Genomic DNA, 23,361 nt, shown 5'->3' on the forward strand with positions numbered 1-23,361 from the left:
CCGGTGCGACATCCAACCGTGTTGTTCTTTTGTAGGGGTTGATGCAGCGCACTGAACCATAAACTGGATAATTAACCCGATTGTAGGGGGCTGTCGCCCGGTGCATTCATCTTCTCTTTTCACTTGACCGAATCGACCACCATGTCCAATCGCACCGTGTTTTTCATCTCCGACGGCACCGGCATTACCGCCGAAACCTTTGGCAACGCCATCTTGGCCCAGTTCGAAATCAGTCCGCGCCATGTCCGCCTGCCTTTCATAGACACCGTGGACAAGGCCCATCAGGCGATCCGCCATATCAATCACACCGGGGAACTGGAAGGCAAGCGGCCCATCGTTTTCACCACGCTGGTGAACATGGACATCCTGGCGGTCCTCAAGGCCCAGTGCAACGGCATGCTGCTGGACATGTTTGGCATATTCGTGGCCCCGCTGGAAAGCGAACTGGGAATCAAATCCAACCACCGGGTGGGCCGGTTTTCGGATGCCTCCAAAAGCAAAGCCTACGACGAGCGGATCGAGGCCATCAATTTCTCGCTGGCGCACGATGACGGCCAGAGCCATCGGGATCTGGCGGGCTCGGACGTGATCCTGGTCGGCGTCAGCCGCAGCGGAAAAACGCCCACCACGCTGTACCTGGCGATGCAGTACGGCCTGAAGGCGTCCAATTACCCCTTGATCCCCGAAGACTTCGAGCGCCGGCAACTGCCGCCAGCGCTGGTGCCGCACCGCAAGAAGATCTTTGGCCTGACGATTGCCCCGGAGCGGCTGAGCCAGATCCGCAACGAGCGCCGGCCCAATTCGACCTATTCCAGCCTGGCCAACTGCCGCAATGAGATTCATGAAGCCGAGGCCATGATGCGCCGCGAAGGCATTCGCTGGCTCTCGACCACCACCAAGTCCATCGAGGAAATTGCCACCACGATCCTGCAGGAAATCAGGCCAGAGCGGCTGGAATACTGACCGCCCGCACCAGCGAGCCGGTCCTGGCGCAGTTTTTACTATGCTTTTGATAGCTGTCTGCGCCCACCCCTATTGCGCAATAGCCTGTTTTTAATAGAAATACATCAAAACAGCCCGCCAGAATGCCGCACGCCGTAAAGAAATAGCCAAATCCAATTTCATCAATAGCATATTTCTATTTAATAGATTAAATTAAGAGTCATATACTATCAACTCGTTCAGATTTTCAACCACCCGTAGAGGAAGCAGCCATGTCCCTGATCAACACCGAAATCATCCCTTTCAAAGCCACCGCCTACCACAACGGCAAGTTTGTACCCGTCAGCAATGACGACTTCAAGGGCAAATGGTCCGTCGTCGTGTTTTACCCGGCCGACTTCACCTTCGTGTGCCCGACCGAACTCGGCGACCTGGCCGACCACTACCCTGAATTCCAGAAGCTGGGTGTCGAGGTGTACAGCGTATCGACCGATACCCACTTCACCCACAAGGCCTGGCACGACACATCCGAGACCATCGCCAAGGTGACCTACCCGATGATCGGCGACCCGAGCGGCAAGCTGACGCGCGCTTTCGAAGTCATGATCGAGGAAGGCGACGACGCCGGCCTGGCTTACCGCGGCACCTTCGTCATCGATCCAGAAGGCAAGATCAAGACCATTGAAGTGCACGACAACGGCATTGGCCGCGACGCCGCCGAACTGCTGCGCCGCGTCAAGGCTGCGCAATATGTAGCCGCCCATCCCGGTGAAGTCTGCCCCGCCAAATGGAGCGAAGGCGCTGAAACGCTCAAGCCTTCGTTCGACCTGGTCGGCAAGATCTAAGCCGCTTCGTGCGCGCCACAGCCCGGGCGCGCTTGCACCCGGGCTTTTTTATTCCCCCACGTATTTAGAAAGTGAGTTCGCCATGCTCGACGCCAGCACGAAAGCCCAATTGAAAAGCTACCTCGACCGGGCCACACAACCGATCGAAATCGTCGCCTCGCTCGACGCTGGCAAGGCGTCGGGCGAGTTGCAGTCGCTGCTGAAGGACATCGCCGACTCCTCCGCGCTGGTGAAGGTCAGCGAAAGCCGCGACGACAATCACCGCAAACCGTCCTTCTCGATCAATCGCCCGGGTGAAAATCACGGTCCGCGTTTTGCCGGGCTGCCGATGGGCCACGAGTTCACGTCGCTGATCCTGGCCTTGCTGCAAGTTGGCGGCTACCCGCCGAAGGTGGACGAAGCGGTCCTGGAGCAGATCCGCGCGCTCGATGGCGACTTCGAGTTCGAGATCTATGTCTCGCTGACCTGCCACAGCTGCCCCGACGTGGTGCAGGCGCTAAACCTGATGGCGGTGCAGAACCCGCGCATCAAAAACACCATGATTGACGGGGCGCTGTTCCAGGACGAGGTCAAGGAACGCCAGATCATGGCCGTGCCGACCGTTTTCCTCAACGGCGCCGAATTCAGCCAGGGCCGCATGAGCCTGGAAGAAATCCTGGCCAAGATCGACACCAGCGGCGTCGAGCGCGAATCAAAGAAAATCGCCGCCAAGGCCCCGTTTGACGTACTCATCGTCGGCGGCGGCCCGGCCGGCGCGGCGGCTGCGGTGTACGCAGCGCGCAAAGGCATCCGCACTGGCGTGGTGTCGGAACGCTTCGGCGGCCAGGTGCTCGACACGCTGGGCATCGACAATTTCATTTCAGTCCAGCATACCGAAGGCCCGCAGTTCGCAGCCGCGCTTGAACAGCATGTGCGCGACTACGAGGTGGACATCATGAACCTGCAGCGCGCCAGGGCGCTGCTTCCCACCACCGATGCCGGCCATGCGCTGCTTGAAATCCAGCTTGAAAGCGGCGCGTCCTTGAGGGCCAGATCGGTCATCATCGCCACCGGAGCGCGCTGGCGCAACATCAACGTGCCCGGCGAGCACGAATACAAGAACAAGGGCGTGGCCTACTGCCCGCATTGCGACGGACCGCTTTTCAAGGGCAAGCGCGTGGCGGTGATTGGCGGCGGCAATTCAGGCGTCGAGGCGGCGATTGACCTGGCAGGCATCGTCGGCCATGTCACGCTGATTGAATTCGATAGCGTGCTGCGCGCCGATGCCGTACTGCAACGCAAGCTGCACAGCCTGAAGAACGTGACGGTGTTCACCCATGCCCAGACCACCGAGATCACCGGCGACAGCCAGAAGGTCAACGGGCTGATCTACAAGGATCGTTCAACAAGCGAATTGCACAAGGTCGAACTCGAAGGCGTGTTCATCCAGATCGGCCTGGTTCCCAACACCGACTGGCTCAAGGGCACGGTCGAGCTGTCAAGGCACGGCGAAATCGTGGTCGATGCCAGGGGCCAGACCTCGGTGCCCGGCGTGTTCGCGGCGGGTGATGCGACAACCGTGCCCTTCAAGCAGATCATCATTGCGGCCGGTGATGGCGCCAAGGCGGCGTTGAGCGCGTTTGACCACCTGATCCGGACGCCGGCGCCCGTGCTTGAAATGGAAACCGCGCTGGCCGACTGACTCTGGCCAGGAAATCAGTATCAAATCGGCCTCTTTCGCATATCCAGCAAGCGCTAGCAGCTATATAAACAATAGCAGCTAAAGCACCGCCTCAAAGCCCTCGAACTGCGGCGGCCCGAGGTACAGGCCGCGCTGCTGGCCCGCGCTGGCATGGGCGGCGCGGAAGGATTCGGAACGGGTCCAGGCCTCGAACGCGGCGGCGCTTTCCCAGGTGGAGTGCGAGACAAACACCGTGGCCTGCGCATCGCCTGGCCCTTGCAGCAGGTTGAAGCGCTGAAAGCCCGGCACCTCGGCCAGCCGGCTGTCGCGCTGGCGCCAGACTTCGATGAATTCGGCCTCGCGGCCTGGAGCGATGCGAAAACGGTTCATGGCGATAAACATGGTGCGTGTCCTTTCAAATGAAAATCAGGAGTCGGAATGCGAAGCATGCCACGCAGGGCGGCAGGCGCCGGACGGCTTCAGCGGTAGCCTTCTTCGCGCAGCACGCGCTGCACCACCGGCCGGGCGCGCACCCGCTGGTAATGCGCGGCGCAGCGCGGCGGCAAGGCCAGGCCGGTCTTGTCGGCCCAGAACTCGACATAAAACAGCGCTGCGTCGGCTATCGAGAAATCGGCGCCGCAGGCGTAACCGGCCTCGGGCAGACGCGCTTCGATCACGGCAAACGCCTCGGCAATGATCTCGCGTCCGCGTGCCTGAATCCCCTGCTGCCATTGCGCCAGCAACGGCCCGTCCAGCCCCGCAGGCAGATAACGGTCGGTGGTGAAAATCCGCGTGTAGCCCTGGCCATGCACCGTGCCCACCACGTAGTCCATCAGCTCCAGGGCCTGCGCGGCCTGCAGCGGGTCGTCGGGCAGCAGGCGCTTGCGCGGATAGCGGCGCGCCAGCCAGTAGGCAATGGCCTGGAACTCGGTCAGCGCCTGCCCATCGCCCTGCACCAGCGTTGGAATCGTGCCTTTCGGGTTGAGCGCCAGGTACTCGGGGCGGCGATGGTCGCCGGCCGGCATGTTCACGATGGTGACTTCAAACGGCAGCTCCAGCTCTTCGAGCAGGATGTGGATGCCGGTCGTGCAGGAGCCGGGCGTCATGTAGAACTTCAGGGTCATGCAGGCTGCAAAGCAAGATGCGTGACAGCGCGATTCAGTTGGTGCGAACGGGTGGCGCCAAACATCGCCCGGCCCTGCATGGGGCTTGCTGACAGGCCTTGGCATGAGCGGCTGACAGCCATCCCCAGCCCGCTCGCCTGTGTCCTTTGTCGTAACACCTGTGTCGCCTTTGTCTGCTTATGTCTTGAACAAACTGCCGCACCTGGACAGCGCAAAATAGGCGCCATGGATTACCCACGCCTGAACTCCTTCGCCGTACTCGGGCTTGCCAGCCTTTTTTTTCACCATGCCGTGCTCGCCGCGCCGCTCTTGCGCTGTCATGTGAGCTATGCGGGCACCACCCAGGTCATTGAAACCATGCCTGTGGCCGATCCTTATCCGGTTCCCTCGGTTGACATCGGCGGGCGTTTTCGCTTCAAGGCGGTGATGGTTGGCAGCACTGCGCGGATCGACCGCATCCTGCTGTACGCCTACCTTGATGCCAGAACGCAGCCCATCCTGGTCCAGGAGGCCAAATACCTGCCGCCGTTCAAAGCCTCGGCCATGCCCTATCCGCTCACGGGTGAGCAGCACCTGTACGCTGGCCCGGTGGAGCGCGAGTTGATCTACAGCTGCACGCTGCAAGGAGTTCGTCCGTGAAAGCCGGTTTTCGTCATTGGATCAGTGCCTTGTGCCTGGCCTGCTGTCCGCTGGCTTTTGCCGCTGGCGCGCCCGACCCGGTCAGCCTGGTGTTTGCGGGCGATATCGTGCTTGATGACTCGGCCGGCGAGATGATCGAGCGGGGACAAGACCCGTTTGCCGGCCTGGCCGCTGTCTTTGGGGGGGCCGACATCCGCATTGGCAATCTTGAATGCGTGATCGCCACCACCGGCTCGGCGGGCGACAAGAACTACACCTTTCGCGCGCATCCACGCACCCTGCCCGTTCTCAAGCGGCACTTTGACGCGCTCGCGCTGGCCAACAACCATTCCGGCGATTTCGGCCGCGAGGCTTTTGCGCAAATGCTTGGCTTGCTCAAGCAATCGGGCCTGGCCCAATTCGGCGGCGGGATTGACCTGTCGCAAGCGCATACCCCGCTCATCATTGAACGCAAGGGACTGCGCATTGCCCTGCTGGGCTACAGCGAGTTCATGCCGCGCAGCTTTGAGGCCGACTACAACGCGCCCGGCATCGCCTGGAGCGAGGATGAACAGGTCGTGGCCGACATCAGGAAGGCGCGCACGGTTTACAAGGCCGACCTGGTGATCCCGGTGATGCACTGGGGCTGGGAAAACGAGCCGACATCAAACGCCCGCCAGCGCCATCTGGCCCGGCTCATGATTGATGCAGGCGCCGATGTGGTGATTGGCGGGCATCCGCATGTCACGCAGGAGATCGAGCATTACCAGGGCAAACCCATCATCTACAGCGTGGGCAATTTCGTCATGAAGGAAACCGACAACGCAAATCAGCGGCGCGGCTGGGTGCTGCGGCTGCAACTGGACAAACAGGGCGTGAGCAGCTTTGACACCGTTGTTGTGCAGATCAGCCTGGAAGGCATCCCGCAACCAGACCGCGATGCCGCCAGCCCATGCTGGAGCCGTGGAGATACGGGCCTGCGGCTATGCCGGAATCCGGACTGATACCAATAATTTGCCAGATGCGGCTAAAAATACGTCGGCGCTTGCAGCGCCAGGGTCATGGCCGATAGGCTCTGGGTTTATTATTAAAAAATGCCGTTTGCGCAATAGATATGAGCTTAAGAAGCTATGTATTTAATAGCAAATCTGCCTGGCAAGCGTTTTGCCTGGTTTGCAGCTTTGCGCAGCCAGCTTGTCTTGAAAAGCACGGGCTTAAACTTGCAGGTTCTGGCGACAGCCCGTTGCGGCGTCAATTTGGCTTGCGCCCACTCACCTGCCTTTTATTTCCTGAGCACCTTTTTCATGCCATTTTCATCACTCGGCTTTTCGCCGGCCCTGCTGCCTGTCCTGCTGCGCGCCATCGCCGAAAAAGGCTACCTTGCGCCGACCGCCATCCAGGCAGCGGCGATTCCCGCCATCCTGCAAGGCCGCGACATCGTCGGTTCGGCCCAGACCGGCTCCGGCAAGACCGCCGCCTTCGCCCTGCCGCTGCTGCATCAACTGGCCCAGGCGCCGGCTGATGCCAAGCGACGCATTCGCGGCCTGGTGCTGGTGCCGACGCGCGAACTGGCGGCGCAGGTGGGCGAGGCCATCGTCAGCCTGGCCAACTACCTGCCGCAGCGCGTCAAGGTGGCGGTGGTGTTCGGCGGCGTGTCGATCAATCCGCAAATGATGAACCTGCGCGGCGGCGCCGACATCATCGTTGCCACGCCAGGCCGGTTGATCGACCTGATCGACCACAACGCGCTGAAGCTCGACCAGGTCGGCATGCTGGTGCTCGATGAGGCCGACCGCCTGCTCGACCTGGGTTTTGGCGAGGAACTGGGCCGCATCCTGGCCTTGCTGCCGGCGCAGCGCCAGAGCCTGTTTTTCTCGGCCACCTTTCCACCCGCGATTGAAGCGCTGGCCGCCGGCATGCTGACGGACCCCTTGCGCATTGAAGTCGAAGCGGTAAAGCAGGCCGAGCCCGAGATCGTGCAGCGCGCCATTGAAGTGGACCCGAGCCGGCGCACCCAGCTGCTGCGCCACTTGGCGCAGACCGAAAAATGGAGCCGGGTGCTGGTGTTCGTGGCGACCAAGCATGCCGCCGAGATCGTCGCCGACAAGCTGCGCAAGGCCGACATCGAAGCCGAACCCTTTCATGGCGAACTGAGCCAGGGAAAACGCAACCAGGTGCTGCAGGATTTCAAGGCAAAGCTGCTGCAGGTGGTGGTGGCCACCGATGTGGCGGCGCGCGGCATTGACATTGCCCAATTGCCGGTCGTGGTCAATTACGACTTGCCGCGTTCATCAGTAGATTACATACATCGCATTGGCCGCACCGGCCGGGCCGGCGAAACCGGCATCGCCATCAGCTTTGTCAGCGCCGAGACCGAAGCGCACTTCAAGTTGATTGAAAAGCGTCAAAAGATGAGCGTGCCGCGTGAACAGGTCGCGGGGTTTGAGCCGGTCGAGGTGCAGATTCCGAATGCCGCCGATCCGGCGGGGACGGGCGGCATCAAGGGCAAGCGGCCCAGCAAAAAGGACAAGCTGCGGGCACTCGCCGCCGGAAAATAAGCCAGGCAAGAAAGGATTCGCGCCCGGCCAGTCAATTTTCAGGGTAGGCACCGGCGGTCATTCATGTAACACTCTTTCTGCAATAGCAAGAAAGAGTAACAAATGACACGCTGGGCTGCAGGATTCCTCGGGGCGATGTTCCTGTCACTGCTCACCTCGTGCGGCGGCAGCGACACGCCGGCGCCCTCCTCCGACACGTCCACGGCCAGCCTTGCCGTGGCAAAGATCAACGCAGCGCAAGGCGTGCTTGAATTGCCATTGCTGCAATCGGGCAATGCGCTGTATGCCGATGTGCGCATCGGTTTTTCACCCGACGGGACGTTCAGGCTGCTGTCCTGGCGGCCGGCCAAAACCGCTTCACGCCCTGCCGATGCGGTGCTGCAGCCGCAAACGGCGCTGGCGGACCTGCAAGCCTCTGCAGCAACCCTGCAACTGGACATACGCCGGCTGCACATGGATGCCTCGGTCTACGAGGCGGTGACCGTTGAACTTCAAAACGGCCGCTGGCGCTACCCGCAGCCGCTGGTGCCGGCAACGACGCTGACCTCCAGCGACCTGCGCGCCAATCCGGCGCTTTTCGCCAAGGATCACCAGCTGATGGTGATTTCATCGGCACCCGGCCATGCCGAGGTGTTTGCGCTGCGGCTGGAAAACCGCAACTACCGTTTTTGCATGGATGCGCAGGACGATGGCGCCGACTCCATCGCCCTGCTTGACGCGCAAGGCGCTGAATTGCTGAGCGTGCGCGCAGGCGGGCCGTGTGCGGCCTACGCGGCAGAGCAAGGTCTGTACAAGGTTCGCCACACTTACGGCGGCACAGGCGCCAGCAGAACGGTCTTCATGCGCCAGCGCCTGCCAGCCAGCCCACCCTTGACGCAGCCGCCCAGCGGGCGGCCAGCGCTGCACGATGCCGGGCAGGAAGAGTACTGGGGCGTGCTTGCCAGCTTTCTTGACCCGGCCACGCAGCGGGTGACCAGCAGCGGTTTTCTGGGCCTGCAAATGTTCCCCGTTTCCGAATCCTTGCCGTATTGCGTCGTGGGCCAGATCAATGCGCGAACGCAAGCGACCTCGCGCAACGACGACGCTTTCCTTGAGGCAAAACAGCTGTTCGACGGACTCAATTTCTTCAAGCGCATCAACGACAGCCAGGGAAATGCGGCAACGCTTGGAGGCTCCTTTTCCTTGGCACCACTCGAATGCGCTGGCGGCACGAATTTCGGCATGTTCCAGATCAGTTCGCTGGGGGTGCAAACCAGCTACCCGTTTCCGATTCCCATGGTTTCCTTTTACAAGGAGGGCGCCGCGCCTGCCCCGGCCTATCCGATACTGATTGACGGTTTTTCCGCCGCGCGCAACACCTTCACCCTGAAGGGTTCGGTTTTCGGCCTGCCGGTTTCGCCCCTGGGATTTCCTCGCGGCACGAGGTCTTTGGGCATCGACCCGCCAGGTGGGCTGCAGATGCTGACGCCCGACCTGGTCAGCGCCTTCCTGCCCGAATACCGCACCGTGCTGCGCTACCGGCCCGGCGGCTTTCCTGGCAATACCCTGCCCAGCCAGGGGCAGGTCGCGCTCTTCAACAGCCGGGACTGCAGCGGCGCTGCGATGGTGGTGGACAACTACGACCTGCCCGGCATCATGGCTGGCGGCCCGCTGGGCGATTTTGACGGCTCGCTGCTGCTCGGCAGCGCCACTTCGGCCACGGTTTACTCGGCAATGTCCAAAAACGGGGAGCACCAGAAGCTGGACCGCTCGGGATGCATCGTTGCAGGCTGGGGCAGTTCGGGCTGGAAGGCAGCGTCCCTGGCGATTAATGTGGACACCATCGAGATGGTGATCTCGGGCAACTGCGAGCAGTGCAATCTGGCCGGCATCGACCTGACGGGCCGGTCGCTGCGGAACGTGAAGCTCTACGGCGCCAACCTGAACAACAGCCACCTCAACAACAGCGACCTCTCCGGCGCCGACCTGCGCTACGCCTCGCTGCAGGGCACGCAGTTGCCCAATGCCAACCTGGACGCCGCCAACCTGTGCGCGGCCAACCTCAATGCTGCGCCTTCCAGCGCGGGCTCGTCCAATGTGGCGGCCAACCTCAACGGGGCTTACCTGCGCAATGCCTACCTGTATGGCAGCAACATGGCCGGCGCCAACTTCAGCAATGCAAGTTTTTTCAGCACCAGCGCGGGCGCATGCCAGTCCACGGCCTGCGGCAGCTACCAAAAACCGGCCTGCGCAAGCGCTTTTGGCGCGACGCTTGAAAGCACCAGGTTCAGCAATGCTTACCTGGTGGGCGTGGACATGGGCAACGTGGCCGGCAGCGCCGCCGATTTCAACCATGCCGTTTTAAGCGGCGCGTCGTTTCGCAATGCGACGCTGACACCGGACTTCAATGGCACGGCGGTGAATTTCGGCAACGCTTTTTTGCAGGGCGCCGATTTCACGGGCGCCAATCTCGTCAGCGCGATTTTTACCAACGCCTATGTGGACACCGCCCCGAATGGGGGCTGCATGCAGTTCGAACTGGGCGCGGCCTACACCTCGTTTCCAGGCTTTTCGGTGCCGACGCCACCGGGCAGCGCCACCTGCGCCAGGGCCGCGTCGCCAGCGCCAACCTGCGTCCAGTTCACCTACAACCGGCCCACCATTCTGTCGGCCCAGGTGGACCCGCCGACAACCCCCTTGAGCCAGGCCATTCCCAGGAACAGCAGTTGCTTTGACGCGGCCCCGCTGTGCGGCGATGCATTCACCGGAGTCGGCCCCAATACCTGCTGGTCAACCCCCTGACATGGGCTCATGTTTGCTATGTATTTGATAGCTGTCCGTGCTTAACAGTCCTGCGCAAAAGGCCTAAAAGGCTTAAAAAATAGACGAATGCACCGTTTTACCCTCCTCATACCCGGTCAATTTGTAGGCTAGGCGCTTGACCGCATTGATGTAAGACTACTGCAACATTTTCAAAAAGAAGTAACAAATGACACGTTCGGCAGCGGGATTCATGCTGATAGTTTGCCTCGTGCTGGCCAGTTCCTGCGGCGGCGGCAGCGATGCTTCGGCGCCCGCACCCGCCGAGGCTGATCCGGTTCAGACGGCCAGTACGGCAGTGGCAAAAATCAATGCCGCGCAAGGCGTGCTGGAGCTGCCGCTGCTGCAGTCGGGCGCTGCGCTGTATGCCGATGTGCGCATCCGGTTTTCACTCGACGGAAATTTTGAGCTGCTGTCATGGCGGCCGGTCACATCGGCTGTTGCACCCGTGGACGCCGATTTACAGCCGCAAGTTGCATTGGCAGACCTGCAGCGGTCCAGCCAGCCCCTGAAGCTGAACATCCGCCGGCTGCACATGGATGCGGCGGTCTATGAGGCGGTGAGCGTGGAACTTCAAAACGGCCGCTGGCGCTACCCGCAGCCGCTGGTGCCCGCCACCACCCTGACCTCGAAAGACCTGCGCGCCAACCCTGCCCTGTTTGCCCGTGACGACCATCTGGTCGTGATGGAATCGAGTCCCGGCCGGTCGGAAGAATTTTCGCTGCGGCTGGAGGCCAGGCGCTACCGCTTCTGCATGGACCCGCAGGACGAGGGCGCTGACAGCATTACTTTGCTCGATGCAAGCGGCGCCAGCCTGCTGACCATCAAGGCCGGAGGGCCTTGCGCCACCCTTCAGGCCGAACAGGGCTTGTACAGGATTCGCCAGCGCTACGGCGGCACCGGCGCCAGCCGCACGATGTTCATGCGCCGCCAGCCGGCGGGGCAAGCCGTGTTAACCCAGCCGCCCGGCAGCCAGCCGCCGCTCAAGGACGCTGGTGTTGAAGAGTACTGGGGAATTCTGGCCAGCTTCATTGACCCGACGACACAAAAGGCAAGCAGCAGCGGCTTTTTGGGACTGTCGGGCTGGCGGCCTGGCGGCCCGGAGTTTCCCGACATACAAGGGTGCGTGGGATATATCCATGCCTCGGTCCAGTCATTGAAGGCCAACCACACCAACAGCTATTCAGCGAGCACCCTGCTGGATGGACTGAATTTTTTCAAGCGCATCAATGACAGCCAGGGAAACCCCACGCAGCTCGGGGCACCGCTTTCATGCAATGGCGGACTGGTGGGCCTGGAGGCATCCCCAACACTGGCTGTTGCTTTGATTGCCTCGGGTGACGTTCTCCGCCTCACCGGCACAATTCAGATCGACAGTTTTTCCACCGCGACCAATGCGTTCATTTTGAAATCTGTCCGAGACGGCTTTGCATCCCAGGCGATGGGCTTTCCCTACGGCGTCAACGGGATGGTGCCCAACCGCCCGGAGGAACTAGGCGTCCTGGTGACTTTGACGCCCGATCAAATAGCGCAATACCAGCCCGAGTACCGCACCGTGCTGCGCTACCGGCCCGGCGGCTTTGCAGGCAGCAGCCTGCCCGGCCAAGGCCAAGTGGCCTTGTTCAACACCCAGGACTGCAGCGGCGCCGCCATGGTGGTCGATCACTACGACCTGCCCGGCATCATGCCCGGCGGCCCGCTGGGCAATTTTGACGGCTCCTTGAAACTCGGCACCCTGACCACGGCCACGGTCTATTCGGCCATGTCCCAGCAAGGCGAGCAACAGCATTTGAACCGGTCTGGCTGCATTGCATCCGGCTGGGGCAGCGCGGGCTGGAAGGCAGCCTCGATTGCCATCAACGTCGATACCATCGAGATGGTGCTGTCCGACAAGAAGTGCGAGCAGTGCAATCTGTCGGGCATCGACCTGACGGGCAGGTCGATGCCCGACGTGAAACTCTACGGCGCCAACCTCAACAATGCGCATCTGGCCGGCAGCGACCTGTCGGGCGCCGACCTGCGCTACGCCTCGCTGCAGGGCGCGCAACTGCCGAATGCGAATCTGGACGCCGCCAACCTGTGCGCGGCCAACCTCAATGCCGCGCCGTCAACCGCCGGCGTCTCCAATGTCGCGGCCAACCTGACCGGCGCCTACCTGCGCAACGCCAGCCTGTATGGCAGCAACATGGCCGGGGCCAACTTCAGCAATGCGAGTTTTTACAGCACCAGCCAGGCCGCGTGCCAGCCTTCGGACTGCGGCGCCTACCAAAAGCCGGCGTGCGCCAACGCCTACGGCGCCAAGCTGGACAGCGCCAAATTCAGCAGCGCCTACCTGGTGGGCGTGGACATGAGCAATGTCGCCGGCAGCGCCGCCGACTTCAGCAATGCCGTGCTCAATGGCGCATCGTTTCGCAATGCCACGCTGACCCCCGACTTCAACGGCACGCCGGCCAATTTCAGCAACGCCTTCTTGCAGGGCGCCGATTTCACCGGCGCCAACCTCGTCAATCCGATTTTCACCAATGCCTACGGCGACGCCAACCCGAATGGCGGCTGCATGCAGTTCGAACTCGGTGCGTCCTACACCTCGTTTCCCGGTTTTGCCGTGCCGACGACGCCGCCGCCCAGCACCGCATGCGTCAGGTCCGCGCCGGTGCAAACCTGCGTGCAGTTCACCTACAACAAGCCCACGCTCGGCCTGGTGCTGGACCCGCCGGCCACGCCCCTGAGCCAGGCGCGCCCGAAAAACACCAGCTGCTTTGCCGAGGCGCCGCTGTGCGGAGACCCGTTCATCGGGGTTGGTCCCAATACCTGCTGGTCGCCGTGACGCGCCTGCGCGCAAGCAACAGGCCCTGACGAATGAAAGCTTTTTTACCCTGAGCACCCAGGCATCCAAGCCATTATTTTTTTTACCGTCAAAGAGATGTTTATGCACAACGATCAACTCCCGCCCCCCCAAGACACCAGCCGCCGGCGTTTTCTGCATCAGCTCTCAGGGGCTGGACTGGCGCTGGGCACCGCGCCCTGGCTGATCAGCTGCGGCGGCAGCGACTCGGGACCCGCAACACCGGTGAAGCCGTTGAATGAAACCCGCACTTATTTTTTCAACCTGACGAATTCCCAGGCCAACACCGAGTATTTTCTGGTGGCCGGCTCGCGCCACATCAAGCTGGCCAAGGCAACGCTGGCCGACCTTCAAACCATTCATGGCGACATACCGAACCTTCCCGCCGATGGGCTCACCCATGTGGCCAGCCAGATCCAGATGTCCGCCCGCAGCCCCCAGGTCTGCTACATCAAAGCCGTGCATGGCACCGGGCCTTCCGACTGGCACATGCACAGCATCTTCTATCACGTCCCGGCCACCGGCATCAGCGCCGAGGCAGCCTTGCAAAAAGACTGCAAAAAAGATGGCGATCTGCTGCGCCAGGGTTTCACCTCCTGTCCTGCGGGCGTGCCGGCGGGCTCGGGCTCGGGCTCGGGCTCCGTGCTTGCAGCTTCCAACTTCTGCGTGGGTCCGGTGTATGACAAGTACAAGGATTATTTTGACCATGCCGTGGCGCTGATTTCCAACCATCCGGAAATCGGCTCGTTTGATGCGGAATCACTGAACTACATCCACCAGAACATCATCTGCAGCGACCCCAACACCTACAACCTGGCGGTTTCGCTGGTTCGCCAGGGGGCGGCGACCAAGACCGAAAACGTCGGTTGGGCCACGCTGGTTCCGTTCATCGACCCCAACACCGGCAAGGTCCGCATTGACACCAACGGCCAGGAAGTCTGCATGGTCAAGTATTCGGCCACCACGCTCAACATGGTGGGGCTGGCCATTGCAAGCGTGCTGCCCAAGGTCAAGAACGACCCCAACCTGGGCGCCAACATCACGGGCCTGCCGGCCGACCAGCTCAATGCCGCACTGAAGGGAAAAATGTGGGTGGTGCGCAACGGCACGCCGACCGCCCCCGGCGCCGGAACGGCCAGCAGCGCCCTGTTCACCCGCACGCCCGTTGCCAATGCCGCCGCCACCTTCACCTCGCGCGACGTGTCCACCGGCCCGGGGTTCAACATCATCAACGTCGCGGGCAGCGACCGCACGGTGAACTTCACGATTGAAAACTGGTATTTGCGCTATCTGGGCCTGTATGCGCGTTTCCTGGACGGCAATGGCAACCCGATCAAGATTTCCGACCTGCCGGCGGACGCCAAGAACCAGTTCCCCAGCAACAACCTCAACGGCACCCACGACGGCTTCATCAGCATCATCAACCAGGAACTGGTGATCCTGGGCATTCCGGTCAAGCAAAACGTGCAGGACTTCAGCATCAAGATACCGGACATGGCCGCCTCGGTCACCATCCTGGCCGGCGGCCTGGGCCACGGCACCAAGTCCTACCCGGACACCATCAACCCCGGCGCCGTCATGACGGCGGTGCTGGACCTGGCGCTGCCCGGCCTGTTCCTGGTCATGGCGGCGGCTCAGGGCCTGGTATCGCTCTCGACAAAGCTGTCGGTTGCCACCAAGCTGCTGATCAGCACCGCGCAGGTGTTCATCACCGCCATCACCGATGCCGGCCTGGTCGGCACCTTTGGCGATGCCAAGACATTCGCCAACCTGGTTGCTCCGGTGGCCTCGACATTGCTCAAAAGCGCCAAGGAGCTGTGGCCCCTGGTGACCGAATCGCTGGCCGAAGGCGAGGCGGCGGGTGTCGCGGAAGACTGCATCCCCTTCGGCATCGGCCTGATCCTGCAGGCGGTTTGCGCCGTGGCCACCGCCGCGCAGATCACCGAAACCAGTGTTGAAGTCGCCAATTCGCCCTGGACTTACGCCACGCAGGTCGGCCTGACCCATGACCTGGCCGTCACCCTCAACCATGACCCGGCTGACGTGGCCGGTTTCCCCGCCACGGCAACGTCGTACCGGCTTCTGGCGGTGTGCGACGGCGGCACGCCCAGCGACTCGGGCGTGATCGCCATGCCGGCCGGCACCCGGACCACGCCCCTGACCTACACCTTCAAAAACCTGCCTTCAGGCGGAAACGTGACGGTTTCAGTGGCCTTCAGCGCGGGCTCGACGCTGGTGGGCACCGGCTCCACCGGACAGGTTTCCAATGTTCTGGATACAGCGAGCATCACGATCAAGGAACTGCTGGTGCCGCTCACCGCAAGCACCCAGTACAGCCACCGCGAGAAAACAGCGCTCGACGGCACAGGCAAACACATCTGGCTGCCAACCACCACGCCGCCACCGGCCCCCGCACTGAATTGCGGAAACCAGGCGGGCAATCTCTGCTCGCTGGTGGGCATCACCCTGAGTTCACCTTTCGGCGCAGTGGGTTACGGCTGGCAGGCGTCGAGCACAAGCGTGACTTCATCGACCGGCGCCACCGGGCAGCTGTACCAGTTCGCCAACATCTCCTTCACTGAAGACCCGCAAGTGGGCTATATGTCGTCCGGCATCGGCTTTCCCCTGCCCGCCCGCCTGGCTTATGACCGCGCCAGCCCGAGCAGCCACAGCTTCTACATCGACACCAGCACGGGCAAGAGCATCGTGCGGCGGGTCAGCATGACGGGAGTCAATACCCCGCCGACGTTCGACAGACCGGACTCCAACAAGTCAGTCGGGCAGTTCAACTTTGCCTCGGACGCTTTCCTGATTCATCCCACCGGTAAATTGATCAGCTTCAACTCATCGCTCAGCAAGATGGAGGTGCTGACGCCGTCCGACCTTCCCACCAGCGATGCCTCCGCGCCGCTGGCCCAGGCTTACGCCGGCCCAGGCTCGCGCGACGGACTGATGAATGGCCCGGTGTGCGCCGCAGTGGCGCCGGATGGCAGCATTTTTGTGATCGAACAGCGCAATAACCGCATCCAGGCCTTCGACACGGGCGCCAACCCGGCGCCGCTGTTTGGCGGCACATCGACCATGGCGCTGAAGCAGCGCAGTTCCGCAAGCTATCTGGACATCAGCGTGGAGTTCACCGGCTTTATCTATGTATTGCTTAAAGATGAAAGTACCGGGCTGTTCGTGCTCGACATTTACACCAAGCAAGGCATTTTCCTGGCTTCCACCAACGACATGCGCGCCTCCAAGCTCGCCATCGACCTGTTCCGCAATGCCTACACCCTGAACTTCGAGACGATTGGCAATGCAAGTTTCATCGAGCCCTCGGTCAGCCAGTGGATTCCATCGACGTGAGGCGCCTGAGCGTTTGGCAGACCAGTACAGACGCTGCCTATAAACGCAAAAAAAAGGGGGCCTGCGCTGCAGACCCCCTTACAAAATTTTAAAAAGAATTCAATCAGGCCTGGGCGTCTTCAGCGTGTGGCTTGGCCATGCGGTGGCCGTGCTTGGTGACCACTTCGACATAAAACTGCTCGCCGCCTTCCTGGGCGACCGTGTCGATCAGTCCCATCAGCGTGGCGAAGTGAACGGCGGCGGCGGTGGCTTCGTTGCTGCCGAACTTGCAGTCGAAGTCCCAGAAATCCACGCCCGCCGGCAGGGGCCGGGCACGTTCGCGCTTGACGTATTTGCGAATATCGTGCTTGCTGGCTTCCACCAGGCGTTCACGGTTTTTGCCTTCGATGTTGAGGAGGTATGTTTTTCTCATGGGAATGTGTCCTTCTATGGAGCGATTGGATGCAATATCACCCCTTGCGGACGTGACTCGGAAGCGCCCTATTATCGGGCCGTGCAAGGCTTCTTTTACCGTGTCGGCAAGCGTCAGCTCCGCAGCAAGGCCTTGTCAATCGCCTCGTGCAGGTGCTGCAGCCCGAACGACACATCGGTCAGCACACCGTTGACGTAAAACGCCGGCGTCGAGCGCACGCCCAAATGGCGGGCGCCCTGGATGTGCTCCTGCACCCGCTGCAGATAGACATGGTCGTTCATTTCGTTCTGGTAGCGTGCAATGTCCAGCCCCACCTGCCGGGCATAGTCGAGCAGGTGCTTTTCCTTCAGGTGCTGGGAATGGGTGAACAGCAGGTCGTACATCGGCCAGAACTTGCCTTGCGCGCGCGCCGCTTCAGCCGCCTCTGCGGCCATCTCGGCATGCGGATGGATTTCGCGCAGGGGAAAGTGGCGAAACACGAAACGCAACTGGTCGCCAAAATGCGCGAGCAGGATGTTCAGTGCGCCATGCGCCTGCACGCAGGACGGGCATTCAAAGTCGCCGTATTCAATCAGCGTGACCGGGGCGCCAGCCGGCCCGCGAATAGCGTCGGTGGCCTCGTCAGGCCTGAGCAGCGGGTCAAGCCTGGAATGCGGGCTCATGGTGTTCCCTTTCAAAGTCAGTTGCGGCGTCTGACAGAGGATTTTCAAGACGCGCAGGCTGCTCAGTATGCGCCGCCTGGTGTCTGGGAATCAATAGCGCAAAGCAGCAGGCCATGCCAGAAAAGCCCGGCAGGCCAGCAACCCGCAGGTCAGGCGACCGATGACGCAGTGGCAGCGGCAGTGGCGGCGGCAGCAGCGGCTTCCAGCGCCTCATCAAGCCCCTTGCACGAAGGCGCGCACACGGCCTGGGATTTGCCCAGCACCTTTCGGGTTCCCATCAGGGAACGGGCACGGTGCTTGCCGCACATGAAGCACGACATGGTGGCGGCGCCAAACGACGTGGTGGCGGCAAAGGGCGAACCCGATACTTTTGATTTGTAGCGCAGGCCATCTGCGAGTACGGCGGTTTTTGCGTCAGCTCTTGCCATGGGTGGGGTCTTCCTTGTGTGGTGGGATGGAACGGTTCAGGGTCCGGCTCATGGCGCGGTCCAGAATTTCTTTGGCCTGTCGCTCCGCAGCGAGCGAAGCGTCCAGCGCGGAGCGGCAAAGCCCCGCGTACTGGTAATTGACGTTTTCATACAGTTCGGCGGCGGCCGGATGGCTGTCGAGCAAAGCGCCGAGTGCCGTTCCCGGCTCTACGTCGCCCAGCTCGCTTGCCAGGTGCTGCACGACCGAGCGGTACTGCTCGGCTCCGACAGGCACCTTACTGCGCTCCAGGCGCTCAAGCAATTCAGCGAGCACGTGAGTCACAGTCAGATCGGTTTTACGGGAGTGTGGTTTTGTGGCGTTCATGGAGGAAAATCTGGGGGCTCCTTCCCCAAATTCAAGCACTTTGCCAGTCAGCGCCAGCAGGTCTGGATCAGCTGCCGGGCCACTGCAAGCCCAGCCTGACAAGCACGAGTGCTATATTTTTCATAGCTTTTGGCGCTTGTCTGTCGTGGGTTGGAGCCGTATTTTACCGTTAAAAATGAATCAAGTCACTACCCTGATGTTTCAAGAGGTCTTTTATGCTAAGCCGCAGCCCGGCCGGAGAAACTCTCGCACCCCCTGAACACGACCAGTCAGTCATTTTTTAATAGCAACCCATGCCCGCCAGTCAAGCGCAAAAGCATGATTTAACCGTAAAAACAAGAAAACGCGCCCGGCAAACCCGGACGCGTTTTTGATTTCAAAGGCACAAGGCCATGCCGGCTTGCGAACGGCCGCGGACTTTTCTACAGCTTGGCTATCGACACTTCGGTTGATTTGACCAGCGCCACCACCTCGCTGCCGACCACCAGTTCGAGCTGGTTGACCGAGCGCGTGGTGATCACCGAGGTGACGATGCCCCAAGGCGTTTCGACATCGATTTCGGACACGACATCGCCGCGAATGATTTCCTTGACCTTGCCGCGAAACTGGTTGCGGACGTTGATGGCTTGAATGGCTTGGGTGGGCATGAGGTTCTCCTGGAACGGTTAAAAAAATGGCTGTGGAAACGATGGAAATTGCTATGTAATCAGTAGCTGCTTATGCCCGCACCTGTTGCGCAAAAGGCATTTTTTATTCATCAAATCGCCCAGCGCAGGCCATGCGCTGCTGCCTTCGGCCAGACGGGTTCATTGGCCGGGGTTTCCTGCGCGGGCTGCTGCAGCACGCGGTCCAGAATCCTCTTTTCGATCACGCCGAACAGCGGGTCGCTGCGCTGGCGCGGACGCGCCAGCGGGATGCGCTCGTCGAGCGCAATGCGGCCGTCCTCGATCAAAATCACCCGGTCGGCCAGCGCCACGGCCTCCTGCACGTCGTGCGTGACCAGCAGCGCCGTGAAGCCATTGCGCTGCCACAGGCCCTCGATCAGCTGGTGCATCTCGATGCGCGTCAAGGCGTCGAGCGCGCCCAAGGGTTCGTCGAGCAGCAGCAGGCGCGGGTTGTGCACCAAGGCCCGGGCCAGCGACACGCGCTGGCGCTGCCCGCCCGACAGCCGCGCCGGCCAGTCATTCAGGCGGTCGGCCAGGCCGACTTGCGCCAGCACGTCGGCGGCCGCAGCATGCCCGCCGGCCGGCAGGCCCAGCGCCACGTTGTCGATCACGCGCCGCCACGGCAGCAGGCGCGAGTCCTGGAACATGACGCGGGTGTCGCCGCGCAGGCCGCTGACTTCCTGCGCATCGAGCCGGATCACGCCCTGCGTCGCCGCTTCCAGCCCGGCCACCAGGCGCAGCAAGGTGCTTTTTCCGCAGCCGCTGCGGCCCACGATGGCGACGAACTCGCCGGGTTCAATCCTCAGTTCGGTGTGCTGGAGCACCTGGCGCTTGCCGTAATGCTTGGACAGGCCGCGAATCTCCAGGCGAACGCCGCGTGCCGCATTTTTTTCAGGATGAGTCATGGGTTTTCCTTAAACGCCGGCACTTTGGCTTTGATAACCGGGATGCCAGCGCAGCCAGTAGCGCTCCAGGCCGCGCGCGAACACGTCGGCCAGCTTGCCCAGCAAGGCATACAGCAGGATGCCGACCAGCACCACGTCGGTCTGCAAAAACTCGCGCGCATTCATCGTCAGGTAGCCGATGCCGGCCTGCGCCGAGATGGTTTCGGCGACGATCAAGATCACCCACATCAGCCCCAGCGCAAAGCGCAGGCCCACCAGAATCGACGACATGGCGCCCGGCAAGATCACTTCGCGGTAAAGCTGCCAGCGCGACAGGCCGTAAGTGCGGCCCATCTCGATCAGGCCCGGATCGACATTGCGGATGCCGTGAAAGGTGTTGATGTAGAGCGGAAAGAACACCGACACGGCAATCAGGAACAGCTTGGCCGTCTCGTCAATGCCGAACCACAAAATCACCAGCGGAATCAGGGCCAGCGCCGGAATGTTGCGCACCATCTGGATGGTCGAGTCCAGCAGGGTCTCGAAAAACTTCACCGATCCGGTCAAGAGGCCCAGCCCCAGCCCCAGCCCGCCGCCAATCGCCAGGCCAGCCAGCGCGCGCCAGGCGCTGACCTTCACATGCGTCCACAGCTCGCCCGACACGGTCAGCGCCCAGGCGGCCTTGATGACCTCCGAAGGCGCGGGCAGCACGCGCGTCGAAAGCCAGCCCAGCGACGCGGCCACCTGCCACAGCACGATCAGCCCGACCGGCACCAGCCATGGCAGCGCGCGCTGGCCCAGGTCGCGCAAGATCGCGCTGGCGTCAAGGCGCGGCAGGCGCAGGCCGCCGCCCCACGGTAAAAGGCCCAGCCCCGGCCCGTCGATCACGTCGGGCAGGGGCGTCGTCTGGAGTTCACGCGTTGCTTGTGTCATCAATATGTCCTTGAACTGCGCTTAGCTTTGCGAGACACGCGGCAGGTAGCTGTTGGCCACGACTTCGCCAAACGGGCCGGTCAGCCCCGTGCCCGGCAGCTTCTGGCGCAGCTTGCGCGGCAGCAGCGGAAACACCAGTTCGGCAAATCGGTAGGCTTCTTCGAGGTGCGGATAGCCCGAGAACACAAAGGTGTCTATGCCCAGCGCGGCATATTCCTCAATCCGTGCGGCCACCGTTTTGGCATCACCCACCAGCGCCGTTCCGGCACCGCCGCGCACCAGCCCCACGCCGGCCCACAGGTTGGGGCTGATCTCCAGGTCGGCGCGCGTGCGTTTCTTGCCGCCCGCATGCAGCGCGGCCATGCGGCGCTGGCCTTCGGAGTCCATGCGCGAAAACGCCGCCTGCGCCCGGATCACCGTGTCGTCGTCAAGCCGGCTGATCAGGCTTTCGGCGGCGCGCCAGGCTTCGTCGTCGGTTTCACGGACGATGACATGCAGGCGAATGCCGAACTTGACCGTGCGGCCAAACTTCGCGGCGCGGGCGCGCACATCGGCGATTTTTTTCGCCACCTCGGCGGGCGGCTCACCCCAGGTCAAATAAGCATCGACCTGCTCGGCGGCCAGGTCGTGGGCGGCCGGCGACGAACCGCCGAAATAGACCAGCGGATAAGGCTTTTGCACCGGCGGATACAGGAGCTTGGCGCCCTTGACGCTCAGGTGCTTGCCTTCGTAGTCAAAGCTTTCCCCGGTATGGCTGCGCGCGATGATCTCGCGCCAGATGCGGATGAACTCGGCCGACTGCTCGTAGCGCTCGGCATGGCCCAGCGATACGCCGTCGCCTTCGAGTTCGGCCTGGTCGCCGCCGGTCACGAGGTTGATCAGCAGCCGCCCGCCCGAGAGCCGGTCAAAGGTCGCGGCCATGCGCGCGGCCAGGCTGGGCTGGTGCAGCCCCGGCCGCACGGCGACCAGGAACTTGAGGTTCTTGGTGGCAGAAATCAGGCTGGACGCCACGACCCACGGGTCTTCGCAGGAGCGCCCGGTGGGAATCAAGACGCCGTCATAGCCCTGCGTGTCGGCGGCAATCGCCACCTGCTTGAGGTAGTCGTGGCTGACCTCGCGGGCGCCCTCGCCGGTGCCGAGGTAGCGGCTGTCGCCATGGGTGGGGATGAACCAGAAAACTTGCATTGCCATGTTCCTTAATGTCTTATTTGCGGTTGATCGGGTTGAGCTGGGCCAGTCGGGCCGAATCGGCGTGCCAGACGATTTCCGCGACCCGCACGGGCCGGGGAATCAGGCCCAGCTTGAAAAAGGCATCGGCCACGCGTTGCTGGTCGGCGACCGTTTCGGCGCCCAGCGGCCCGACGGGCGAGGCCGGACGGCGCTGGATGAACAGGCTGACGATGCCAGCATCCAGGCCGCTGAAATCGGCAATCAGCTTGATCGCCTCCTTGCGATGGGTCTGGGCGAAGGTGTCGGCGCGCGTCAGTTCCTCCAGCAGCACCGCCAGCGCCTGTCCGTTCTGTGTCGCAAAGGAGCGCGACGCCAGGTAGAACGAGTTGTTGCTCGACAGCGCGCGGCCGGTGGCCAGCACGCGCGGCTTGATGTCGAGTTCGATGGCGGCGTAAAACGGATCCCAGATCACCCAGGCATCGACGCTCTTGCGTTCAAACGCGGCGCGCGCATCGGCCGGCGCCAGGTAGATGGGCTGGATGTCGCTCCACTTCAAACCGGCCTTCTCGACCGCGCGCACCAGCAGGTAATGCGCGCTGGAGCCTTTTTGCAGGGCGATTTTCCTGCCCTTGAGGTCGGCCAGCGTCTGGATCGGCGAGTCGCCCAGCACCAGGATCGCCGAGCTGTCGGGCTTGGGCGGCTCGGCCGCCACGTACACCAGATCCTTGCCGGCGGCTTGCGCGAAGACCGGCGGCGAATCGCCCGTCAGGCCGAACTCAAGGCTGCCGACCGACAGGGCTTCGAGCAGTTGCGGGCCGGCCGGAAACTCGGCCCAGGTGATCTTGGCGCCGGGAAAACGCTTTTCGAGCACGGCCTGCTGCTTCAGGATGACCAGGTTGACGGCGGACTTCTGGTAGCCGATTCTGAGTTGCTGCAGTTGCTGCAAGGGCTCGGCGGCTTTTTCAGCCTTGGCGGGCACGGGCTGCGCGTGGGCACTGCCTGCTCCCAGCCCCCACCAGGCGGCGGTGGTGCCGGCAATGGCAAGAAAGCGCCGGCGCAGTTGAAAAGGTGTGAGCTTGTACATTGAAGGGTTTCTCC

20 protein-coding genes are annotated in these 23,361 nt (G+C 62.3%); 9 read left to right on the top strand and 11 right to left on the bottom strand.

Translation table 11 applies throughout. The annotated features are described in order from the left end of the window. Nucleotides 1-141 precede the first annotated feature (141 nt). From ppsR to ahpF, 3 genes are all read left to right on the top strand, one after another. Entirely contained in the window at nt 142-963 is an 822-nt protein-coding gene (ppsR, locus tag PNAP_RS12010) for a posphoenolpyruvate synthetase regulatory kinase/phosphorylase PpsR (RefSeq protein WP_011801785.1), read from the top strand. A gap of 251 nt (nt 964-1,214) precedes the next feature. Continuing rightward, nucleotides 1,215-1,787, top strand: coding sequence for an alkyl hydroperoxide reductase subunit C (gene ahpC, locus PNAP_RS12015; RefSeq protein ID WP_011801786.1), 573 nt, complete (start codon nt 1,215-1,217; stop codon nt 1,785-1,787). 82 nt (nt 1,788-1,869) lie between these two features. Beyond that, nucleotides 1,870-3,468 carry an alkyl hydroperoxide reductase subunit F gene (ahpF, locus tag PNAP_RS12020; RefSeq protein ID WP_011801787.1) on the top strand — a complete coding sequence of 533 codons (1,599 nt, stop codon included), beginning with the start codon at nt 1,870-1,872 and terminating at the stop codon, nt 3,466-3,468. 78 nt (nt 3,469-3,546) lie between these two features. Here ahpF and PNAP_RS12025 read toward each other — a convergent pair whose 3' ends face one another. Next, complete coding sequence (locus PNAP_RS12025) at nt 3,547-3,849, bottom strand: antibiotic biosynthesis monooxygenase family protein (protein ID WP_011801788.1); 303 nt, start codon at nt 3,847-3,849, stop codon at nt 3,547-3,549. Between the two features lie 77 nt (nt 3,850-3,926). After that, the gene (locus PNAP_RS12030; protein ID WP_011801789.1) at nt 3,927-4,571 is read right to left on the bottom strand and encodes a glutathione S-transferase family protein; all 645 of its coding nucleotides are present in this window, start codon (nt 4,569-4,571) and stop codon (nt 3,927-3,929) included. Nucleotides 4,572-4,796: 225 nt separating this feature from the next. On the opposite strand from PNAP_RS12030, the gene PNAP_RS12035 reads away from it, so the two are divergent. The 6 genes from PNAP_RS12035 (at nt 4,797) to PNAP_RS12060 (ending at nt 16,745) form a co-directional block, all read left to right on the top strand. Then, entirely contained in the window at nt 4,797-5,210 is a 414-nt protein-coding gene (locus PNAP_RS12035) for a hypothetical protein (protein WP_083758036.1), read from the top strand. Beyond that, nucleotides 5,207-6,193 (top strand): CapA family protein, encoded by a 987-nt coding sequence (locus PNAP_RS12040; protein ID WP_011801791.1) that lies wholly within the window; start codon nt 5,207-5,209, stop codon nt 6,191-6,193. Before PNAP_RS12035 ends, PNAP_RS12040 begins: the two co-directional genes overlap by 4 nt. 300 nt (nt 6,194-6,493) lie before the next feature. Next, nucleotides 6,494-7,747, top strand: coding sequence for a DEAD/DEAH box helicase (locus PNAP_RS12045; RefSeq protein ID WP_011801792.1), 1,254 nt, complete (start codon nt 6,494-6,496; stop codon nt 7,745-7,747). Between the two features lie 102 nt (nt 7,748-7,849). Beyond that, on the top strand, nt 7,850-10,528 hold the full coding sequence (locus PNAP_RS25005; protein ID WP_157040273.1) for a pentapeptide repeat-containing protein: 2,679 nt from the start codon (nt 7,850-7,852) through the stop codon (nt 10,526-10,528). A gap of 187 nt (nt 10,529-10,715) precedes the next feature. Continuing rightward, nucleotides 10,716-13,373 carry a pentapeptide repeat-containing protein gene (locus PNAP_RS12055; protein WP_011801794.1) on the top strand — a complete coding sequence of 886 codons (2,658 nt, stop codon included), beginning with the start codon at nt 10,716-10,718 and terminating at the stop codon, nt 13,371-13,373. A 102-nt stretch (nt 13,374-13,475) separates the two neighbouring features. Then, complete coding sequence (locus PNAP_RS12060) at nt 13,476-16,745, top strand: NHL repeat-containing protein (protein ID WP_157040274.1); 3,270 nt, start codon at nt 13,476-13,478, stop codon at nt 16,743-16,745. A 103-nt stretch (nt 16,746-16,848) separates the two neighbouring features. On the opposite strand, the gene PNAP_RS12065 is transcribed toward PNAP_RS12060, so the two are convergent. From PNAP_RS12065 to PNAP_RS12105, 9 genes are all read right to left on the bottom strand, one after another. Beyond that, a complete protein-coding gene (locus tag PNAP_RS12065; protein ID WP_011801796.1) occupies nt 16,849-17,157 on the bottom strand; it encodes a DUF6172 family protein in 309 nt (102 codons plus the stop codon). Between the two features lie 113 nt (nt 17,158-17,270). Next, nucleotides 17,271-17,819 carry a DsbA family protein gene (locus PNAP_RS12070; protein WP_011801797.1) on the bottom strand — a complete coding sequence of 183 codons (549 nt, stop codon included), beginning with the start codon at nt 17,817-17,819 and terminating at the stop codon, nt 17,271-17,273. A gap of 149 nt (nt 17,820-17,968) precedes the next feature. Continuing rightward, nucleotides 17,969-18,247, bottom strand: coding sequence for a hypothetical protein (locus PNAP_RS12075; RefSeq protein ID WP_041376679.1), 279 nt, complete (start codon nt 18,245-18,247; stop codon nt 17,969-17,971). Next, nucleotides 18,234-18,611, bottom strand: coding sequence for a hypothetical protein (locus PNAP_RS25650; RefSeq protein ID WP_011801799.1), 378 nt, complete (start codon nt 18,609-18,611; stop codon nt 18,234-18,236). The genes PNAP_RS12075 and PNAP_RS25650 overlap by 14 nt, the downstream gene beginning before the upstream one ends. Before the next feature lie 422 nt (nt 18,612-19,033). Further along, nucleotides 19,034-19,258 carry a TOBE domain-containing protein gene (locus tag PNAP_RS12085; RefSeq protein ID WP_011801800.1) on the bottom strand — a complete coding sequence of 75 codons (225 nt, stop codon included), beginning with the start codon at nt 19,256-19,258 and terminating at the stop codon, nt 19,034-19,036. A 110-nt stretch (nt 19,259-19,368) separates the two neighbouring features. Further along, the gene (locus PNAP_RS12090) at nt 19,369-20,181 is read right to left on the bottom strand and encodes an ATP-binding cassette domain-containing protein (protein ID WP_011801801.1); all 813 of its coding nucleotides are present in this window, start codon (nt 20,179-20,181) and stop codon (nt 19,369-19,371) included. 9 nt (nt 20,182-20,190) lie between these two features. Beyond that, complete coding sequence (gene ssuC, locus PNAP_RS12095) at nt 20,191-21,093, bottom strand: aliphatic sulfonate ABC transporter permease SsuC (protein WP_011801802.1); 903 nt, start codon at nt 21,091-21,093, stop codon at nt 20,191-20,193. A 21-nt stretch (nt 21,094-21,114) separates the two neighbouring features. After that, nucleotides 21,115-22,278, bottom strand: a complete 1,164-nt coding sequence (ssuD, locus tag PNAP_RS12100) for an FMNH2-dependent alkanesulfonate monooxygenase (RefSeq protein ID WP_011801803.1) — start codon at nt 22,276-22,278, stop codon at nt 21,115-21,117. 19 nt (nt 22,279-22,297) lie between these two features. Further along, nucleotides 22,298-23,347, bottom strand: a complete 1,050-nt coding sequence (locus PNAP_RS12105; protein ID WP_011801804.1) for a sulfonate ABC transporter substrate-binding protein — start codon at nt 23,345-23,347, stop codon at nt 22,298-22,300. Between the last annotated feature and the right edge of the window lie 14 nt (nt 23,348-23,361).

This window comes from Polaromonas naphthalenivorans CJ2, from assembly GCF_000015505.1.
In the GTDB taxonomy this organism is placed as follows: domain Bacteria; phylum Pseudomonadota; class Gammaproteobacteria; order Burkholderiales; family Burkholderiaceae_C; genus Polaromonas; species Polaromonas naphthalenivorans.

Bases quoted from the DNA above. Each gene is read 5' to 3' on its own strand.
- PNAP_RS25005 (WP_157040273.1), top strand. From the start codon at position 7,850: ATGACACGCTGGGCTGCAGGATTCCTCGGGGCGATGTTCCTGTCACTG.
- PNAP_RS25650 (WP_011801799.1), bottom strand. From the start codon at position 18,611: ATGAACGCCACAAAACCACACTCCCGTAAAACCGATCTGACTGTGACT.
- PNAP_RS12045 (WP_011801792.1), top strand. From the start codon at position 6,494: ATGCCATTTTCATCACTCGGCTTTTCGCCGGCCCTGCTGCCTGTCCTG.
- PNAP_RS12090 (WP_011801801.1), bottom strand. From the start codon at position 20,181: ATGACTCATCCTGAAAAAAATGCGGCACGCGGCGTTCGCCTGGAGATT.
- PNAP_RS12085 (WP_011801800.1), bottom strand. From the start codon at position 19,258: ATGCCCACCCAAGCCATTCAAGCCATCAACGTCCGCAACCAGTTTCGC.
- ssuC (WP_011801802.1), bottom strand. From the start codon at position 21,093: ATGACACAAGCAACGCGTGAACTCCAGACGACGCCCCTGCCCGACGTG.
- PNAP_RS12030 (WP_011801789.1), bottom strand. From the start codon at position 4,571: ATGACCCTGAAGTTCTACATGACGCCCGGCTCCTGCACGACCGGCATC.
- PNAP_RS12065 (WP_011801796.1), bottom strand. From the start codon at position 17,157: ATGAGAAAAACATACCTCCTCAACATCGAAGGCAAAAACCGTGAACGC.
- PNAP_RS12055 (WP_011801794.1), top strand. From the start codon at position 10,716: ATGACACGTTCGGCAGCGGGATTCATGCTGATAGTTTGCCTCGTGCTG.
- ahpC (WP_011801786.1), top strand. From the start codon at position 1,215: ATGTCCCTGATCAACACCGAAATCATCCCTTTCAAAGCCACCGCCTAC.
- ahpF (WP_011801787.1), top strand. From the start codon at position 1,870: ATGCTCGACGCCAGCACGAAAGCCCAATTGAAAAGCTACCTCGACCGG.
- PNAP_RS12035 (WP_083758036.1), top strand. From the start codon at position 4,797: ATGGATTACCCACGCCTGAACTCCTTCGCCGTACTCGGGCTTGCCAGC.
- PNAP_RS12105 (WP_011801804.1), bottom strand. From the start codon at position 23,347: ATGTACAAGCTCACACCTTTTCAACTGCGCCGGCGCTTTCTTGCCATT.
- ssuD (WP_011801803.1), bottom strand. From the start codon at position 22,278: ATGCAAGTTTTCTGGTTCATCCCCACCCATGGCGACAGCCGCTACCTC.
- PNAP_RS12070 (WP_011801797.1), bottom strand. From the start codon at position 17,819: ATGAGCCCGCATTCCAGGCTTGACCCGCTGCTCAGGCCTGACGAGGCC.
- PNAP_RS12060 (WP_157040274.1), top strand. From the start codon at position 13,476: ATGCACAACGATCAACTCCCGCCCCCCCAAGACACCAGCCGCCGGCGT.
- PNAP_RS12025 (WP_011801788.1), bottom strand. From the start codon at position 3,849: ATGTTTATCGCCATGAACCGTTTTCGCATCGCTCCAGGCCGCGAGGCC.
- PNAP_RS12075 (WP_041376679.1), bottom strand. From the start codon at position 18,247: ATGGCAAGAGCTGACGCAAAAACCGCCGTACTCGCAGATGGCCTGCGC.
- ppsR (WP_011801785.1), top strand. From the start codon at position 142: ATGTCCAATCGCACCGTGTTTTTCATCTCCGACGGCACCGGCATTACC.